Genomic DNA, 17,884 nt, shown 5'->3' with positions numbered 1-17,884 from the left:
TAAGACTCAGAGTCACGCGCGCTCAAGTGGTCCCGATTGCTTTGAGTTTGGCGGCTCCGCGGGCCAGTTTTTGCCGCAGCAGCTGAAGAGGAGATGGGAAGGATTGCTGGATCTGTGCCTTGATGGGCGTGGTTAGTATAGTCCTCGCATCTGCCGCGATCCATTCACCATATTCCTTCGGCCCGGCGAATTTTCTCATTCGCGCCGAATAAGCCGCGAACTGGTCCCACCCACCTGGCCTATTCATTCTGCAATGTGGAGATCTCGGATCATCAAGATTTTCGGCAAAAGCAATTGGGAGAGGATAGCCGCTAATGAAGCCCGCGCGTGTTATATCCATTTGCTTCAGCGGTGTTCCCCAAGTTTCGCCGTCTGTTGATGAGTATCGTCGAAGCAGTTGGATGCGGCCCACAAAAATGCATCCGGCCACCCAGCCGTTTTGGAAGATACGATGCTCGTTCAACTGCAGTATCTTGTGCTGCGCAAGTGTCTCGTCCCATTCGGTCGGAAGATACACCCAAGCTCCCAGCAGGCCGAACCTTGGTTCGGCAACTAGCATCTCTGAGAAGTTCTTCATCCAACTTTGCGGTCCTAAAATGTCGTCGTCTAATTTTCCTCCTATATCGGTGCGGCAATTGTCGAGAAACCAATGCCATGCAGCGAATTGGCCGGCGTTCGTGGAGTGATAGTGTCTTGCCACGATCCTCGGGTCTGTCAGATCCGAAATGATCTCACGAACGCCATCTTCCGAACCGTTATCCCAAATATGTAAACGGAAGTCCGAGGGATCTGCTAACAGATTGGCCATTGTCCTTTCGAAATACTCTCGACGGTTCCAGGTCACCATGAGTAGCGACGGAATCGGGTTCATCTGAATATCCTTTGCAATTTTACGGTTCCATCGGCACGGAATCTTAATCGGCTGCGTCTATAAAGGTCCTAAGCTTTTAATTTTACAATAGTATCTTGCACAAGGACAGCTTAAATGGCTGACGAGATTAACCGTCGTCAACTTGTATTAGGTTTTGCTGCGGGCCTCGCCACTGCTACGACGGCGGCTCCAGGATCGGCTGCTCCCCTTGCAGCCCCCCTTGCCGCACCTCGTCGCCGCTCTCAGCGATCGAATATCAATCTTTCGATTGGTGAAATCTTCAGGGACCACAAGTTTATCAATTGCGCCAAGTCCGGCAGTCGCATTGTAAGAGACACCCAATCGGGAGGGGGCGGCACGCCAGAATGGTATCAGAACATTAACGCTGATCATTATCCCACTGAAGGGCAGGTTGGGGTTGCTTTTTATGCCAATTTAAATGGCGAAACGACTTACGTCATCAGGTGGCGTGGCAGGGGCGCAGTAACCGGCGCGAGTCTCGGATACAAGAAGAACGCTCCGAAAGGGATATGGACCGGTGGGGGGGCGGACGGAAAGATCGTGGAGAACGGTCGGTTCACTTGCTTGGGTGGCAGCGGCCTAAATGGTTTTTATGTCAAGGGGCCGAGCATTAGCGACTTAGTCATATGTCGCGCGGACGAGGAGGCTTTGCTGGACGAGGGCCAAATTTTTAGGTCGCAGTATCTTGATCTGATTAGGGACTATGCTGGCATTCTTCGTTTCTCAGTCGGACCAGACTGCACAAATCGGAATGCTCTGACAAACTGGACCGATAGGCCGCTTGCGAGTCTAATGACCTACAATGGAGGACGTTACTACCCGAACAAGAAGTTAGGTCAACTATCGGGAAACGGAGCTTACAAGGCACCAGCCTACACCGGCATGCCGGTAACATACTCTCATGGCGAGATTGTGCATTTTTCGGTGGCTCAGGATAGTAGCTCCGCAAACTGCACCTTGGATGTTGGTGGCAGAGGGCCGAAGCCAATTGTAAACGAATATTTGCGGCCGTTGGAAGTAGCTGGCGCTAATGCAGCGACCAGACTTCTGGCCGCAGGCAATTACTCAGCGACTTACGATGCAAACTTAGCAGCATGGATATATACTCCCCAGTTTGTTACCACAGGGCACCCCCTGGAAATTATGATTGCCGAGTGCGCGGCCACAAGATGTCCTGGCTGGTTCAGTATCCCCTTCAACGCGTCTGATGACTATGCAAAGCGATGGGGGCAAACGATTTGCGACACCTACAAGCAGGATGTCATCTACGTTGAGTATGCAAACGAGATATGGAACAATGCGTATGGATTCCCGATGACCGGCAGGGCCATGCGTTACGGCGCAAATGTCCTTGGCTTGCCTGCCAGTAACAACGCGCATCTTTCGGGGTGGTACGCGTTCCGATTCAGACAAATCGCAGAAATTCTACGAAATGTATTCGCACTTAATGGTCAGTCTTCCAAACTTAAAATGGTCTTGGCTGGTCAAGGTGTGAACGGTGAAACTGTTACCGCTCTTCAAGCTGCCGTAGAGAATGCGCGCTTTCAGAACGAGGCGTTGCCTTCTCTAAGTGGAACCAATGCGGCGATCGCAAGCGCTGACGTGGTGTCCTATGGTCTTTACTACAGCTCTCCAAGCACTCGCGCTCACGATGCTGCGTGGTCGGGCATCGTGGATAAGGTCAAGGGGCCGTTAAAAAAAGCAGTAGATCAATTCCTGTCGGGCGACGCCAAGTTAATCTCCCTTTCATTCTCTTGGATGGCGCAAGATTTCCTCGCAACCGAGGCCATAGTCGTGAATGCGCGCTTCAAGAATTGGAACGATCTGGCTGCAAAGTACAACAAGGAAGTTCGGCTCTATGAATGCAATCATGAAATTGTAGCCCCCTCTGCGACATGGTGCGCGACAAATCTGGGCGACAGTTCATATGGTAATACCCCAAGCTCGGCAGGGAAAATTCAGCAATTTCTCAATGCGTTTTTTGACAGTTCTGACTACGAGAATGTAGTTTCAAAATACCTACAGGACTTTTATTCATTCTCACAATCTGCCGGCTTCAGCCTTTTTGGTGTAGCAACACCTGAACCGTGGCTGACCTTCCCCAAGTCTGCACCAGGGGACCCGACTGGTGATGTGTTCAAGAAGCCATTCGCCAATTGGCGAGCCAATGCCACTTGGAACAAGAGCCATTAAGCTGTGAACGCTGTCTGATCTTGCTGCTCTCGGTTTCGGAAATTCCCGGCTACTTTTCTCGATTATGGCCACTTCCTCACATGAACAAGGCTCAATCGACCTATTTGGATTTATTGCGGCTTCTGGCAGCCATAGGCGTTTTCATCAATCACTCCGCGACCACTCTGACACCGTGGGTGACACCGCTTATCTCGGGACATGGCAGCGAATGTGTTGCGGTTTTCTTCGTTCTCTCTGGTTTTGTCATAAGTTACGTTGCTGAGAACCGAGAGAGAGACGCTTCCACTTACATCGTTGCGCGAATAGGCAGGCTCTATTCAGTCGCTCTACTTGCGATCCTGGTTACTTTGGTCGCAGATTACGCTGGCAATTCGATTAACCAAGAAATCTACACCCGGCTGAGTTCGGAGCCACGTTTTTATCAAGCACCGAGCTGGCCTGCCGTTCTCTCGTACCTGACATTCACAAACGAGTTGTGGCTCACGCACAAAGTTGTGGGAACGAACTCGCCATATTGGTCCCTCGGCTTCGAGGTCCCATACTATGTGATATTTGGAATAGCGCTCTTCGCCCGCGGTAATGTCAGGACAATCCTGCTCGGAGCCGCAGCGCTTATCGTGGGGCCTAAGATTTTGGCTTATCTTCCGCTCTGGCTGATGGGATCTCTAACGTTCAAGCTCTGCGAAAGGGTGAAGCCATCGCTCTTACTTGGGGGATTGTTGATGGCGACTAGTGTTCTGATCTATGTTGCTACACGAACAGTGCTCTGGCAATTTTTTGTTCCCATGTATCATCCTTGGTCGATCTGGGCGCTCGCCAAGGGCGTCATCTACTTTTACCCCATAGGGCTAGCCGTCGCGATTAATTTGATAGGGTTTTCATCAGTAGCCCGGCACACTGAAATCAAAGTATTTGAATCTGGCGCGATATCTAATTCTATCTCTTGGCTAGCCGGAGCCAGCTTCACCCTCTATTTAATGCACCTGCCTCTCGTGTTTTTGGCTGCGTCAGTCGTTCCTGACATCGCAAAAACCCCCACGCATGGGGTAGTTTCCATCTTCGCCATTTACGCGATTACATTGATACTTGCTGAGTTCGGCGAACGACGAAAGGTCGCATTCCGCAACGCTGCTCGCTATATCTTCACCCGCATCCCATTGGCGCGAATAAAAAAGGGTGCTACCCCTTCATAACTAGCCGCCTCCCAAGATAAATGATCTGACCCAGGCCTCCGACGCCCTGCTTCGAAGGACGCGAGCTTGAATTCGGTCGGCGCCCTGCGGCCGGCTGGTCCGGAATGGTGTGGCGCAGCAGCTGCATCGGGTTACGAGAGGCGATTCTACCATCTTATCTGCTGGTGGATAATTACGCGCGCAGAACTTCGTCAACAAGTGATAGTTTGGGCGATCTAGGTGCGATGCGCGGAAGGATGGCAGAGTTTCGCAAGAGCGGCAGTTTCGATGAGCCTGCCTGTCGAGAAGCGCTTGAGCATATATCCGGACCTGCGTTAGGTTTTCTCGACTGTGTTTAGCTACTTCTATCGTGTCGCCTCCAGCCACGGCTCCAACGCCACGCCGATCCCCTCGTCAACCATGCGCTGCCGGTCCGATGCCGGCTTCCAGCCCAGCTCGGTGCGCGTGCGCGTGCAGTCGAAATAGGCCTTCTGTGTCCGCGATTCCCAGTCGGCGTAGCTCGGCTTGCGGACGCGGTCGGGGTGTTTCACCAGAACTTTCACCGCCCATTTCGCGAGATCGGCGAGGTAGAACTTCCAGATCGGCTGATAGATGACCGATAGTTTCAGGTGGCCGCGCTGCTGCAGGGCCTGCAGATATTCGCGCGCCGTCAGCAGCGGGGCATCGATCAGGTTGTAGCTCTTGCCCTCGATGTCCGGAACCTCGATGGCGCGCACCAGTGCCGCAGCGACGTCCGACACCAGCACGAACGGCAGCTTGTTGCGCCCGTCGCCCCACACCTCGCAAACGTTTTCCGAGAAGCGGCCGACGCCCCAGTGAAACGGGCCGCCGCCGCGGCCGATCACGATGCCGGGGCGGAGAATTACGAGCGGCAATTGCCTGTTACGGCTCATGTCCGTCAGGATGTCCTCGGCCGCCGCCTTGGCGCGCGCGTAGTAGTTACGTCGCCCGATTTCGGGATCGAGCGGCGTTGTCTCCGTAATCGTGCCGGCCTTGGCGCCGGCATAATAGGAATCTATCGTGCCGGTATAGACCAGCCGCTTGACCTTGGCGGCGAGACAGACCTCGCCGACCAGCCGGGTCGGCTCGACGTCATTGGCAAGATATTCGTCCCACGTCTTACATTGCGCGTGGGCCAGGTGATAGACGAACTCGATTCCATCCATGGCGCGCTCGAGGTCGGCGCGGTTGCCGATGTCGCCGCGAACGATCTCCAGCCGGTCGCATGTGAATTCGTCGAGGGCCAAGGCCGAGCCGCGCACCGTGGCGCGGACGCAATAGCCTGATGCAAGCAGGTGGCGGATCAATTCCTTGCCGATGAAGCCGGCGCCGCCGAGCACCAGAACGGTGGGCGGCACGGCGAGGGCAGGGCGATCGGCCGCTGGGCGGTCCGTCGTGGTGACCGATGTGTCGATGCCGGACGCCTCGATGATCCGCACGCAATGTTCGATGACATCGCGGCCGCTGTGGCCGGCAATCCGGAGATCGAGCGGCTTGCCGTTCCGGATGGCCGCATAGAACGCTGCTGTCGAGTCCTGGATCGAATTCTGGTACGGGTTGCCCCGCCGCACCAGCTTCAGCTTGCCGAGCCCGTAACGCGCCAGCACCGAAAGCGCCTGCGTGCGCAACTGGCCAGCGATGCGGCGGCTGCGCTTGAAGCGGTCGAAATCCATATCCAGTGGCGTCCGCTGGTCGATCACGCAAGTGTCGGCGTCGAAATCGAGCAGCGCCGAGCCGAACAGTCCCCGCACGTAGATCGTGCGTTGCGGAAAGCCCGGCGCGAAGTTGATGTTGAGGTCGATCGCGGTGCGGCCCACGGTCGTGCGCATGCGCCAGCGCCGATAGATGTCGGCGCCGTTCGGTAACGTCACCTTGCGGTCGGCGGTGACGGCAAGCGCTTCTGGCGTGCCGGCTAGGTCAAGCAGCGCGGACACCAGATGCGGGCCGGTTTCGAGGATGACGTTGCCGGGGTTGCGCAGCATCCAGTTGTCGAACGGGCCAAAGCGAATCTGGCCGAGCTCATAGAAATGATTGAAGGTGATGTGATCGATCGGGCCGAGCTCTTTCGCATGCACGGCCGCGCGCAGCCGCTCGAACGCCGCCGAGAACAGGAAGTTGTGGCTGACGCCGAGATAAAGGCCGCGCTCCGCTGCGAGCTTGACCAATTCGTCCGCCTCCGCGGTGGAGGTGCACATCGGCTTCTCAAGGAAGACGTGAACGCCGGCCTCCAGCGCAGCCTTGGCCAGGGAAAAATGCAAGTCCGGCGGCGTCAGGACGTGGACGCAGTCGATCTGCGTCTCCTCAAGCATCTTCGACAGCGAGTCGAAGGCGCGCGGAATATTCCAGGCGCCGGCAAAGGCCTTGGCCCGCCCGAGATTGGCGTCGCATGTCGCGATCAGCTCGACGCCCGCGGCCTCACGGATCGCGCGCGCGTGAAACTCGGCGATGTAGCCGGTTCCGACAATGGCAGCGCGAATGGGAGCCGTGGCGCTGATGGCGGCGCGCCGGTTCGTTGAATTATCGGTCATGTATTTCCGCTCGTTGGAATCTGCTTGTGTTCGATGAGCCGAGGATGCCGATGCAACAGGCGGTCGCGCCAGAACATCGCCAGCCCCAGCCCTTCCGGAAACCGCGCGAGAAGCTGAAAGAAGGCGAGGCGTGCGCGGTCCGAAAGCGGTCCCGGGTTGTTGATGCTCAGCCGGGCAAGCTGCATCGGATAAATCAGCCAGGCGATCCAGCCCACACGCGGCAGCGCGATCGTCGCGATGATGGCGGCGAAGGGGAGCAGCAGGCCCCAAACGAGGGCGCGGCGCGCTTCGCGCACAAAATGCCGCTCGGGCGGCGCGCCGTGCAGATGGGTGCCTTGCGCAAAGGCGTATCCGGCGCGTTGCGACCGGCGCCACCACTGTCCGAAATGCAGCATCGCCGCATCGTGCAGCGCCATCGCGTCGGGAAGCCGCCAAATCCGCCAGTTCGCCTGGCGAAGGCGGACACTCAGCTCGTCCTCTTCGGCGGCAATCACGTCCTCGCGGTAGCCGCCTACGCGCTTCAGCGCTTTCGCGCGGATCATCACGTTGCCGGCAAAGGCGCGAACCTCGCCCGTGGGGCGGTCCCATTCCTTGTCGCAAAGCCAGTTGTAGACCGACCGCTCCGGATATCGCTCGCGCAGCCGGCCGCAGACGGCCGCCGCGTCGGCCTGGCGATCGAGGAAGGCTGCGGCGGCGTCGAGCCATCCGGTGGCCAACTCGCAGTCGCCGTCCACGAACTGAACGTAGGCCACCTCTGGCGCGAGCGTCAGCAGGCGGGCAAACCCGGCATTGCGCGCACGCGCCGCCGTGAAGGGAATGGCAAGATCGAGCTCGACGACCTCGGCGCCGAGCGCGCGCGCCGCCAGCACCGAGTCGTCCGTCGAGTTGCTATCGACGTAAACCACCGCCGTCGCCGTGGACAGCGCGCGCAGGCACGCGATCAGCCGCTCGCCCTCGTTGCGCCCGATCACGACAACGCCGAACTTCTGGGGCGCCGTCACGCCGTGCTTTCCGGCCGCCGTGCCGGCTTCGTGATTAATGGGCTCGCTCGTCCGCAACGTGCAATCTCTTTACATTTAAATCAAACCGCGACCTGGGACGCCGGTTACACTTCCATCAAATTCGATCTCGAAATGGACCGCAGCGGTAATTATTTCGCAGACCGGCCTCACGAGCGCCTAGGTATCACGAACCGGACGGAGCGCAGGCACTATCGCTGAGCGTGGTGAATTCCTCCGGGATACCCCGTCGCCACCCCATATGGCTCGACGTCGGCAATCACGACGGCGTTCGCTCCGATCCGCGCATGCGCACCGATCTTGACCGGTCCGAGGATTTTGGCGCCGGCACCGATGTCGACATGGCCGGCGATTTCAGGAACCCCGCCGCGGCCGCGGCTGCCTAACGTGACCTGGTGGAAGATCAGGCAGTTCACGCCAATTTTGGCATTCGGGTGAATGACGATGCCGTTGGGGTGGGGAATCAGCAGCCCACCGCCGATCTGGCAAGTGAGCGGTATCTCGGCTCCGGTCACCACGGTCCAGAAGCGGTGGCGCAGCGCGATGAACTTGCAACACAGCGTGCCCCATAGGCTGCCACGCGCTCGCCAGAACTGGTAGCGCCGGACCGTCAGCAGCAGCTTGCGGCCGGGGTCCCAGAACTGCCGGGGGCGCTCCCGCGTCCAGTCGGGAATATCGGCGCTGATCTGTTCGGTAGCTTGATCCACCTGTGTGTACCTATCCTGGAATTAAACCAAATAGCGGACGGCTGGCTGCGTTGGAAGCGCCCCATTCTCAGTCGCCAAACATTCGGCTCTCGCCGCGGCCCCGCAATTTCCCGGGGGCGGCATGCCGCCCGTCCTTTCTGAATTGGCATACATTCAGGAAGTACGATATTAATCACGTATATTAAATGGATTTCACTGAGCAAGGTTTTCGTAGTAGATCACTTACTATTCGTTAATCATATGATGGCCCCCGCGGGTGCGCCGAGCGAAATTTGTGGTTCGTGGAGCATTTATGTTAAAGACGTTGCGCCCCCCGGCGGTCTCGGCTGATTTTTCCGGGCAACCCGCAGACCCGCAATCGGCATCCGCCTCTCCGGACGACCTTTCACGCAGCGTATTTGGTCTCCTGGGCATTCCGGTGGATGCGCTCGATTTTCCTTCGCTGCTGCGGTCGATGGATCTCGCGACGAATGCCGGCTCGCCATTTCTGATTTCGACGCCCAACGTCAATTTCCTCGTCAAGAGCCAGATCAACGGCACGTTCCGTGAATCCATGTTGCTGAGCGATCTGTGTCTTGCGGATGGCATGCCACTGATCTGGATCGCCAAGCTGCTGGGTATTCCGATCCACGAGAGAATTGCCGGCAGTGACCTGTTCGGCCGACTTAAATCCGCGAACGCGACGGGCAGGCGTCTGCGGGTTTTTCTGCTGGGCGGCGCCGAAGGGCTCGCGGCTGCGGTCGGCGCCAGGCTGAACGCCGAGAGCGGCGGCCTCGAATGTGTCGGCGTGCTCAACCCCGGTTTTGGCACGATCGAAGAGATGAGCTCGCAGGAAATAATTGACGATATAAATGCCAGCAACGCGGATTTAATTGCGATATTTTTTGGCGCGGAGAAGGCCCAAGCCTGGTTGCTGCACAACCACTGGCGGCTGCGTCCGCCCGTTCGCGCCCAGTTCGGGGCAACCATTAATTTCGAGGCCGGAACCGTTCGGCGGGCACCGCCAATGCTCCGCAGCACCGGGTTCGAGTGGCTGTGGCGCATCAAGGAAGAGCCGTATCTTTGGCGGCGTTACTGGGGCGACGGCAGGGCTCTGCTTGCGATGCTGGTCACCTCTGTGCTGCCCTTGATGCTAAGCGAGCGGCGCGTGCGAAATTTGAAGAAGCTGTCGGTCGGCAGAAGCGAAGACCACGGTTCCGTAACCATTGCCCTATCCGGGGCCGCGGTTGCCGCGCATGCTGACAGGGCGATCGAGCAGCTCCGCGAGGCGCTCGACAGCGGCAAACGAATGATCCTCGACGTTTCGAACACCCAGTATATCGACGCAAGGTTCTTCGGGTTGTTCCTGATGGTTCGAAAGCAATTGGCCAGCCGCGGACAGAAGCTGCTGTTTACGGGCGTGTCCGCCGGCCTGCGACGAATATTCCGCCTCAACAGATTCGAATTCCTCCTGTCACAGGAAGTGTGATAGCGGAGGAAACAGACGATTATCCGGCGGCGTTCGGCCGCATGACAGTAATCCAGGGCCAAAGATGAAGCAGCCAGTCGGTCAGATTTTTCACGTTCGCGGCGCTCTTGCGCTTCTGCTCGTGACGTTCGTAGCGGGCTGCGGATCGCCCGAAGATCGCGCGCAAAGTTACTATGAGAGCGGAATGGCTCTTATCGAAAAGAAGGACGACCTCGAGGCGCGAAAGGAACTCCTGAAAGCAGTCAAGTACAAGAGCGACAAGGTCGAAGTCTGGCGGGCGCTCGCAGGCATCGACGAGCGGACAAAGGCGAGTTCGCTCTTCCTGGATCTGCGCCGCATCGTCGAACTGGATCCGAACGATCTGAACGCGCGATTGAAGCTCGCAAGAATTATGTTGGGTGGTGGAGCCGCCGAAGCCGCGCTTCGGGTCGTCGATGCCGCCAACGAAGGCGACAAGCCGAACGCGGAGCTCCATGCCCTGCGCTCGATCATTCTGCTTCGCACCAACGACAATGCCGGCGCGATCCGTGAGGCGCAGCGCGCATATGAGATCGATCCGGCCAACGTCGACGCGATCTCGGTGCTCGCGTCGAAAAAGGTCGCTGATGGCGATCTGGATAGCGCGCTGAAGCTTCTGGATTCCGTTCCCGCTAGCTCCAAGGATGACACGCGCCTCACGCTGCAGAAAATCGACGCGTATGCACGCAAGAAGGATTTGCCAAAGGCGGAAGAGTTGTTGCGCAAGCTGATTGCGCAGAATCCCAAAGAGCCGACATACCAGGCGCAGCTTCTGCAATTTCTCATCGGACAGCGAAAGTTCGCCGAGGCAGAGAAGGAATTCCGGGCGGGGGCCGAAGCCAGCCCGGCCGATAGCAAGATCGGAATGGACCTTATTCGCTTCTTGGCTGCCACAAAGGGGGCGGATGCCGCCCGAGCGGAGCTGGAAGCGCGGGTCAAGGCGGGTGGCGATGATTTTGATTACCAGATCGCATTGGCCGAGCTAAATCATCAGCAGAACCGAACGGCCGACGCCGTGCAGGCTTTGCAGAATCTGGCAGCTACGGTCGTCGCCTCCGACAAAAAACTCGCCGCCCAGGTCAAGCTCGCGGAAATTCATCTTTCCAAGGGAGAGAAGGCGGCAGCCGAGCCTTTGATCGCCGAAATCCTCGCAAAGGATCGTCGCAACGGCGGCGCGCTGCGGCTGCGGGCGGCCATGAGCATCGACAAGGGCCAGTTCGACAGCGCCATTTCCGATTTGCGCGAGGCGCTCAACGATCAGCCAAAATCGGTTGAGCTATTGTCGCTGATGGCTGTGGCGTATGAACGCAGCGGGAAGGGCGAGTTAGCCGATCGTCAGTATGCCGACGCGCTGAAATCATCCAACTTCAACACCGATGTCGTCCTCCGTTACGTCGCATTCCTGCAGCGCAAGGGCGATGCGGCTCGCGCCGAAGAGATCTTGATGGAAGCTGCCAATCGAAATTCCGGCAATCTCCAGATATGGTCGTCGCTGGGGCAGGTCAGATTGAGCCGGCAGAACTGGTCGGGAGCTTTGGTGATCGCGGACGCCATGTCACGCGTTGAGGGAGCCCGGGTGGCCGCCGAACAGATCCGCGCCGCGGCGCTCGCCGGCCAAAACAAGATCGAGGAAAGCATCGCAGCACTGGAGTCTGCGCACAAAGCGGCGCCGGATGCAGCGCAGCCGGCGTTGGCACTTGCCTCGGCCTATGTGAAGCAGGGCAAGCCAGATAAGGCTTCAGCGCTGCTGCAGACGATAAGCAACAAGTTCCCGACCAATGCTCAGCTTCTGGTGTTTCTGGGTCAGGCGAAGCTGGCGGAAAAAAAGAACGATGAGGCGCTGCAGAACTTCAAGAAGGCAGTCGAGCAACAGCCGAAAGAGCCGGCGGGATACACGGCATTGAGCGAGTCCTATGTTCAAAGCAAGGACTACGATGCGGCCGAAAAAGTGCTCAAGGCCGGACTTGCGGAGCTACCTGGCAATGTAGCTTTTCGTCTCGCTCTGGCGGGATTCCAGATCCAGCGCGGGAATAACGACGCAGCGATATCTCAGTACGAAGCGATTGTGCAGGACCAGCCGAATTCGATGGTTGCGATCAACAATCTCGCCAGCCTGCTACTGGATAATCGGACCGACAAGCCAAGCCTTGACCGTGCATTTGAGCTATCGGAGAAGCTCAAGGGCTCCAACGTGCCGCAGTTTCAAGATACGTGGGGATGGGCCCAGTACAGGCGCGGGGATTTCAAGGGAGCAATAGCGACCCTCGAGACGGCTGTGGCGGCAATGCCGAACCTTGCGGCGGGCCACTATCACCTCGGTATGAGCTACGCGGCGGCGGGGCAAACTGAAAAGGCGGCCGAGCAACTCAAGACCGCGTTGTCGCTAGAGCCGGATGGAACGCCGCTCAAGGAAAATATCCGTTCTGCAATGAAGTGAACGCGGACTAATTGCCGGAAGGCAGCACAGTCCAGTTGTGCGTCACGACGAACATCAGGCTGTGGGAGTCCGCAGGCCCTGTGCCGGACACCGTTGGCGTGCCGGTAATCGGATCGAAAATGGTGGTACCGCTGCTCGCGAACCGATGCAGATACCGGTAAGTGAGCGACGTCGCCCATTCGCGGGTCAGATTGTAGCTGTATGTCGCGGACGCCGAAGCGTAGTCCGTCGTTGTGGTCGAGATCTGTCGATTGCCGCTCGCTGAAAGAGAGACGGTGGATCGTGCGTTGATGCTGTGGCTCAGCGATGCCGTGATCGAATCCCGTTTGAACAGCGAGCCAACAATACTCGGCCCAACCGACTGGCTGGCGGTGACGGACAGGGTCGTGCTTTTCAACATTCGATAGGTAAGGACCGCATCGCCAATCCAGTCGAGCACGGAGCTCGATACGGGCGTGGCAGACGTCCCGCCCCCGAATGCAGGAACTCCTCGATCGGTCACCAGATAGGCGACACCGGCATTGGCGCGGAAGGAAAGCACCGGCGACAAAGTGGCGTCGAACCCGGCCTGATCACGAAAAATCTGGATCTGGGTGTTGAATGTGTTGCCATATTCGAGCAGTTCGTATTCGGAGGACAGGTTGATCGCCGTAACCGAACTTAGCGAGCGCCGCCAGTTGCCGCGCGCAAGTGTATCGGTAAATGGCGTGCCGCCGCTGGACGGCTCGTAGCTCGTGCGAGTGGACGTGGCGAGCAGGGATATTGTGTCGATTGCGGTGATCGAACGATCGATTCCGCCGGTCGCGGTAAGCCGATCGATGAAGCCTGAAGTCGGCACGGAAACGCCGAGATCGTTCAGAAGTGCGAGAGCAGTACTCTGCTGTCTCCAGCTTGCCTCGACATACTCCCGGTCAAATCTGGTTTTTTCCCGAACCTCGTAGCGAGCCTTGAAGCCATAGTTCAGGAATTCCGACGCACTACCGACAACGCCCGGGCCCCAATATTTCTTGTAGGTACCGTCGCCCATGAAATTGAACTTGGTTGTCGGCGTACGCGCTTGTGCGTCAGCACTGAGCGTCGTGTAAGAACCCACCGATCCCGCTGGGGAGCTCCGCAACAACTGGTTGCTGTTCAGTTCGACGGTTTCGGTCTCGCTGGCCTTTATCGACCAATCGAACGCAAATGCCACGGACGGCGCCATGCCAAAGCACACCGAGACTGCTATGGCAGCTCTCTTCACGTTTGCTTCTCGCCCCCGCCGTGCGTCAGACCTCACTCAAACAAGCGCCGTTCCGGAACCATGATGACGTCGCCGGCCCGCAAGGTGATGTTACCTTCCAAATCGTCACCAGCTTCGTAAGCCCGGTAGTTAAACATGAAAATTGTTTCGTCGCCGCCGGGGCCCTTGCGCCGCACCTGGATCCGATTTTTCGCGGCAAAAGGGCCGATGCCGCCGGCAAGCGCAATGGCCTGCATTAGCGTCGTCTTCTGCCTGACGACATAGGAGCCCGGCTTGATGATCTCACCGGTGATGAAGATCTTCGGCTTCAGATCGTCCTCGGGGATCTCCTTGGGAGAGTTCAAGACAGCGACCGTAACGTCGAGATTCTCGTCCTTGTAGTTGTTTTTCAGCTTGTTCTTGAGAATGTTTTCGAGGCCTAACGGTGTGAGTCCTCTTGCCCGGATATGGCCGGCGAGGGGAAATGCGATTTCGCCGGCGGGGTCGACGACGACCGTCCGGTCGAGCTTCGGGTCTTGCAGGACCGTAATGCTTAAGCTGTCGCCCGATTTCAGGGCCTGCGCTTCCGCCCCCGTGGTCAGGAAGACAACACACAGCAGTGCCAGCAAGATTCGCATGTCAGTTCCCCTAACCGCCGGCAAAAAGCCTGCAAACAAAGACATTTGGGCCGACGTGCGGGGGATTTTCCCGAACACGCGGCCATTATTTAGCCATTAGGAAACTAATAGAATACAATGACTTAGGGAACCCGCGAGAACTTTTTTACCGGAAAAATGCTGTACTGTTGCTTGTCTGCAATAACATCCCGCACAATCTGATCCGAAATCACCCGCTGATCGTTTGCAAAACCATAAACCAGCGCCGTGTCACACAAGACGTTAATCATTCGGGGTATTCCGCCGCTGGCGGAGGCGATCAACGAACAGGCTTCCTGGGTGAAGAGGGGCCGGCGGGCACCCACCGCCTGAAGCCGAAAGGCGATATAATTGGCGACCTCCCGGTCATCGAGGGGACGCAGGTGGAAGTCGGAGGAGATCCGCTGGGCGAATTGATGCAGCTTGGGCGCCAGCAGCAGGTCGCGGAGTTGAGGTTGGCCTACCAGAATCAGCTGCAATATCTGAAATTTGTCCGCGTTAATATTGGAGATCATGCGCAAATGTTCGAGCGCTTCCGGCTCGAGGTTCTGCGCCTCATCGATGATCAATATGGTTCGCCTTCCGTTGGCGAATTGGCCGTACAGAAAATCTTGTAACTTCTTGAAAAGGTTAGGATAATCTCCATCGAATGGTTGCCCCAACGACATCAAGATCCATTGCAGCAATTCCTGCCTGCCCTGCGGGGAATTCGAGATCAGTCCGATGGTGATCGCTGGACTAACCTTCTTGAGGAGATGCCGGACCAGGGTCGTCTTGCCGGAACCTATTTCACCGGTGATGACGGTGAAGCCGGCGTTGTTCATGACGCCGAACTCCAGCATCGTGAACGCCATAGAATGCATTTTGCCCCAATAAATCAGATCGGGGTCGGGGAGGATTGAAAAAGGTTTCTCCCGCAGTTGATAAAACGCCTCGTACATTGAACTTCCTTAGCCCGGCTATAGACCCTTATAGCGTAGTTCGCGGAATTGCCCTGCCTCCTTCGACCCATTTCTCTGATCTACGTAAATTTGCCAAAGCGGCGGCCATTGGAACCGTCATTAAGATTGAAATCTGAAAATCGTGGTGCTCAGCAACTATTCATTAAATCCCTGCAAGATCGATGCTAGGTTGCAGTTTGGAGCGACGCGCCACCGATTCATTCGCGGTACTATTAGCCTAGCAGGGTCGCAAACAGACGCTCGGACAATAAATGCTGCAGAAAGTTGAATTTGAGGACGATTTCCAGCCGCTGCAAGAGGACCGCAGTCACCTGTTGCAGCCCGCTTTTTACTGGGAACTGTTCAAACGGCGGTGGGTCTATTTTGTACTGCCATTCGTCACGATCCTGACTGTGGGTGCCGCGGTAGCGTTGCTGTGGCCACCGACCTATGTCTCCGAAGGACGAATACTCGTTCAATCGCAGCAAATTCCATCCGAACTGGTCCGGCCTACGGTGACCAGCGCCGCGCAGGAGCGAATCCAGGCCATTCAGCAGCGGACGATGACGCGCGATAATCTCATCGCGATCGCCGACAAATTCAAACTGTTCCCTGACAAGCGCTCGCTGATGTCCCCGACCGAGCTCGTCGCGCAGGTCAAGAAGCACACGAAAATCGCGCCGGTCGATCTTCAACTGGATTTCAAGCAGCGGACTCGCTCCGCGATGGAGAATCCTACGATCGTTTTCTCGGTCGGATTCGAATACGGCAATGCTGCGGTGGCTGCGCAGGTGGCCAACGAGCTGATGACGCGGATACTGAACGAGGATCTTCGGGATCGAACCAGCCGCGCCACGGATACAACGAAGTTCCTGGCCCGAGAGGTGCAGAGGCTTCAGGTGGAGAACAATGCGCTTGACGCCAAAATCGCTCAGTTGCGGCTCACGCAAGGGAAGCCGGCATCGTCAACCGGTTCCGACCACCCGACAACCCTTACGCAGCTTAAGGCCGAGTTGATACAGAGGGGCGCGCTGTACTCAGAGCGCCATCCCGTGATCCAGTCCCTGAAGAAGCAGATCGAAGCCTTGGAGAAGGTGGCCGCCGCGCCAGCGCCGACCAATGATTCTGCAACGGCGGCCAGCCTCGAGGCCTTGGTCGCCCAACAGGAGAGCTTGCAGAAGAATCTCGATGCCGCCTCGGCAAAATTGGCTGCCGCACGGCTCGGCGAGAACCTCGAAAAGGACCAGCAGTCGGAGAAGCTCGAAGTCATCGAGCAGCCCACGGCTCCGCAAGAGCCGATCAAGCCCAATCGGCTGAAGGTCCTTGCCATGGCGTTCGCGGCTGCGCTTTTTGGCGGAGCGGGGTTGGCATTTCTGGTCGAAATCCAGGACAAGGGAATCCGCAGAAGCAATGAGCTTCTGTCCGTGGTCGATGGCCAGTTGATCATTTCAATTCCCTACATCACGACGGCGGCCGAGGTGCGTGCGCAGCGGCGGCGGGTATTTGCTTTTCTAGGGGCGTTCGCGCTGGTTGTGATCGGGCTATTGATCGTTGCCTACCTGTTCCTTCCGCCCCTTGATCTCTTGATTGCCAAGGCCAGGGTCGGGCTGTTTCGATAATTCGCGGGGTCACGTGGTGGATTCAATAAAGCAAGCTGTCGAACTCGCGCGCGCTGCGGAGGTGGTACACCGTCCGGGAGCCTTAAGCGGATCTACGCTCGCGGCTAACGGACCGCTGCAGAGTTCCGCCGACTCGCCGAGTAACGAGGTGCGTCTTAGGGCCGACCATCTCGAAGCTAATCGAATAGTGGCCTTCGGCACGTCCAGCCAGCACGGCCGTTACTACGACATGCTGCGCACCCAGGTGCTGCAGGAGATGGACAAGAAGAGCTGGCAGCTCCTGGCTGTAACATCGCCTACCGCCGGGTGCGGAAAGACTGTGACGGCCTGCAATCTTGCACTGAGCATTTCACGGCTGCCGGAACGGTCGGTCCTGCTGGTCGATTTGGATTTGCGCCGGCCAGCGGTTGGAAATTATCTGGGCATAAACGGCAACGGCGGTGTTCTCGATGTCCTGGAAGGACGCGCGCCGCTTTCGTCAGCGGTGCAGCAGGTAAGCATCGGTCCCAACAATATGCTGGTGCTGCCTGGATCGGTCTCGTCGAATTCTTCCGAGTGGATGGCTTCGCAGACGATGGCGGCGATGCTGCAGACCATCAAGCGGGATTTCCGGTCACGTATCGTCATCTTCGATCTTCCGCCGATGCTGCTCGGTGATGATGTGATTTCGATCCTGCCTCGAACGGATGCAGCGTTACTCGTTGCGGGGGTCGGAAGCACGACGGTTTCTGACATTAAGGAATGCCAGCGGCATTTGCGACGGACAGCCGTTCTCCGTGTCATTGTGAATAAGTCGACCGAGGCGGCTGGTTCGTACTACGGCTATTATTGATTTCCAATCCGGCAGCTATTCCGAACGGCGTGAGGTTCGACTGCGCGTCTTCCGAAATGACTATTGTTGTCCCTCACTTAGGAACGCCTGGTAGGCGAGCCGGATGCCGTCCTCGAGCTTCGTGCCGGCGCGCCGGCCTAGCTTGCTTCATGCGCGAGCAAT

At 57.7% G+C, this 17,884-nt stretch carries 14 protein-coding genes; 6 read left to right on the top strand and 8 right to left on the bottom strand.

All coding sequences use genetic code 11. The features are described from left to right. Positions 1-22: 22 nt before the first annotated feature. Positions 23-871, bottom strand: coding sequence for a glycosyltransferase family A protein (locus IVA95_RS37245; RefSeq protein ID WP_247515045.1), 849 nt, complete (start codon positions 869-871; stop codon positions 23-25). Positions 872-985: 114 nt separating this feature from the next. Between IVA95_RS37245 and IVA95_RS37240 the strand changes: the two genes are divergently transcribed. Next, positions 986-3,085 (top strand): hypothetical protein, encoded by a 2,100-nt coding sequence (locus tag IVA95_RS37240; RefSeq protein WP_247515044.1) that lies wholly within the window; start codon positions 986-988, stop codon positions 3,083-3,085. Positions 3,086-3,165: 80 nt separating this feature from the next. Continuing rightward, the gene (locus tag IVA95_RS37235; protein WP_247515043.1) at positions 3,166-4,278 is read left to right on the top strand and encodes an acyltransferase; all 1,113 of its coding nucleotides are present in this window, start codon (positions 3,166-3,168) and stop codon (positions 4,276-4,278) included. A gap of 344 nt (positions 4,279-4,622) precedes the next feature. On the opposite strand, the gene IVA95_RS37230 is transcribed toward IVA95_RS37235, so the two are convergent. The 3 genes from IVA95_RS37230 to IVA95_RS37220 all read right to left on the bottom strand — a co-directional run bounded on the left by IVA95_RS37230 (position 4,623) and on the right by IVA95_RS37220 (position 8,532). Next, a complete protein-coding gene (locus IVA95_RS37230) occupies positions 4,623-6,806 on the bottom strand; it encodes an NAD-dependent epimerase/dehydratase family protein (RefSeq protein ID WP_247515042.1) in 2,184 nt (727 codons plus the stop codon). Further along, positions 6,803-7,864, bottom strand: a complete 1,062-nt coding sequence (locus IVA95_RS37225; protein ID WP_247515041.1) for a glycosyltransferase — start codon at positions 7,862-7,864, stop codon at positions 6,803-6,805. The genes IVA95_RS37230 and IVA95_RS37225 overlap by 4 nt, the downstream gene beginning before the upstream one ends. A 152-nt stretch (positions 7,865-8,016) precedes the next feature. Further along, positions 8,017-8,532, bottom strand: coding sequence for a serine acetyltransferase (locus IVA95_RS37220; RefSeq protein ID WP_247515040.1), 516 nt, complete (start codon positions 8,530-8,532; stop codon positions 8,017-8,019). A 418-nt stretch (positions 8,533-8,950) separates the two neighbouring features. Here IVA95_RS37220 and IVA95_RS37215 point away from each other — a divergent pair, with 418 nt between their 5' ends. Continuing rightward, positions 8,951-10,000, top strand: a complete 1,050-nt coding sequence (locus tag IVA95_RS37215; protein ID WP_247515039.1) for a WecB/TagA/CpsF family glycosyltransferase — start codon at positions 8,951-8,953, stop codon at positions 9,998-10,000. A 19-nt stretch (positions 10,001-10,019) separates the two neighbouring features. Here the strand turns inward: IVA95_RS37215 and IVA95_RS37210 are convergent, their stop codons facing one another. Continuing rightward, positions 10,020-10,796 carry a hypothetical protein gene (locus IVA95_RS37210; protein WP_247515038.1) on the bottom strand — a complete coding sequence of 259 codons (777 nt, stop codon included), beginning with the start codon at positions 10,794-10,796 and terminating at the stop codon, positions 10,020-10,022. Here IVA95_RS37210 and IVA95_RS37205 point away from each other — a divergent pair. Further along, positions 10,737-12,455 carry a tetratricopeptide repeat protein gene (locus IVA95_RS37205; protein WP_247515037.1) on the top strand — a complete coding sequence of 573 codons (1,719 nt, stop codon included), beginning with the start codon at positions 10,737-10,739 and terminating at the stop codon, positions 12,453-12,455. The two genes, IVA95_RS37210 and IVA95_RS37205, sit on opposite strands and share 60 nt — an antisense overlap. A 7-nt stretch (positions 12,456-12,462) precedes the next feature. On the opposite strand, the gene IVA95_RS37200 is transcribed toward IVA95_RS37205, so the two are convergent. The 3 genes from IVA95_RS37200 to IVA95_RS37190 form a co-directional block, all read right to left on the bottom strand. Continuing rightward, positions 12,463-13,656: a hypothetical protein gene (locus IVA95_RS37200; protein ID WP_247515036.1), complete on the bottom strand. Its 1,194-nt coding sequence runs from the start codon at positions 13,654-13,656 to the stop codon at positions 12,463-12,465. 71 nt (positions 13,657-13,727) lie between these two features. Continuing rightward, positions 13,728-14,390: a polysaccharide biosynthesis/export family protein gene (locus IVA95_RS37195; RefSeq protein WP_247515035.1), complete on the bottom strand. Its 663-nt coding sequence runs from the start codon at positions 14,388-14,390 to the stop codon at positions 13,728-13,730. 44 nt (positions 14,391-14,434) lie between these two features. After that, on the bottom strand, positions 14,435-15,271 hold the full coding sequence (locus tag IVA95_RS37190) for an AAA family ATPase (protein WP_247515034.1): 837 nt from the start codon (positions 15,269-15,271) through the stop codon (positions 14,435-14,437). Positions 15,272-15,543: 272 nt separating this feature from the next. Between IVA95_RS37190 and IVA95_RS37185 the strand changes: the two genes are divergently transcribed. Both IVA95_RS37185 and IVA95_RS37180 read left to right on the top strand, forming a co-directional pair. Continuing rightward, on the top strand, positions 15,544-16,890 hold the full coding sequence (locus IVA95_RS37185; protein WP_247515033.1) for a sugar transporter: 1,347 nt from the start codon (positions 15,544-15,546) through the stop codon (positions 16,888-16,890). 187 nt (positions 16,891-17,077) lie between these two features. Beyond that, complete coding sequence (locus IVA95_RS37180) at positions 17,078-17,722, top strand: CpsD/CapB family tyrosine-protein kinase (protein WP_247515032.1); 645 nt, start codon at positions 17,078-17,080, stop codon at positions 17,720-17,722. Positions 17,723-17,884 lie beyond the last annotated feature (162 nt).

The organism is Bradyrhizobium sp. 157, from assembly GCF_023073815.1.
In the GTDB taxonomy this organism is placed as follows: Bacteria; Pseudomonadota; Alphaproteobacteria; order Rhizobiales; family Xanthobacteraceae; genus Bradyrhizobium.
Note: the sequence above shows the minus strand (reverse complement) of the source record. Positions and strands in the feature narration are given on the sequence as shown.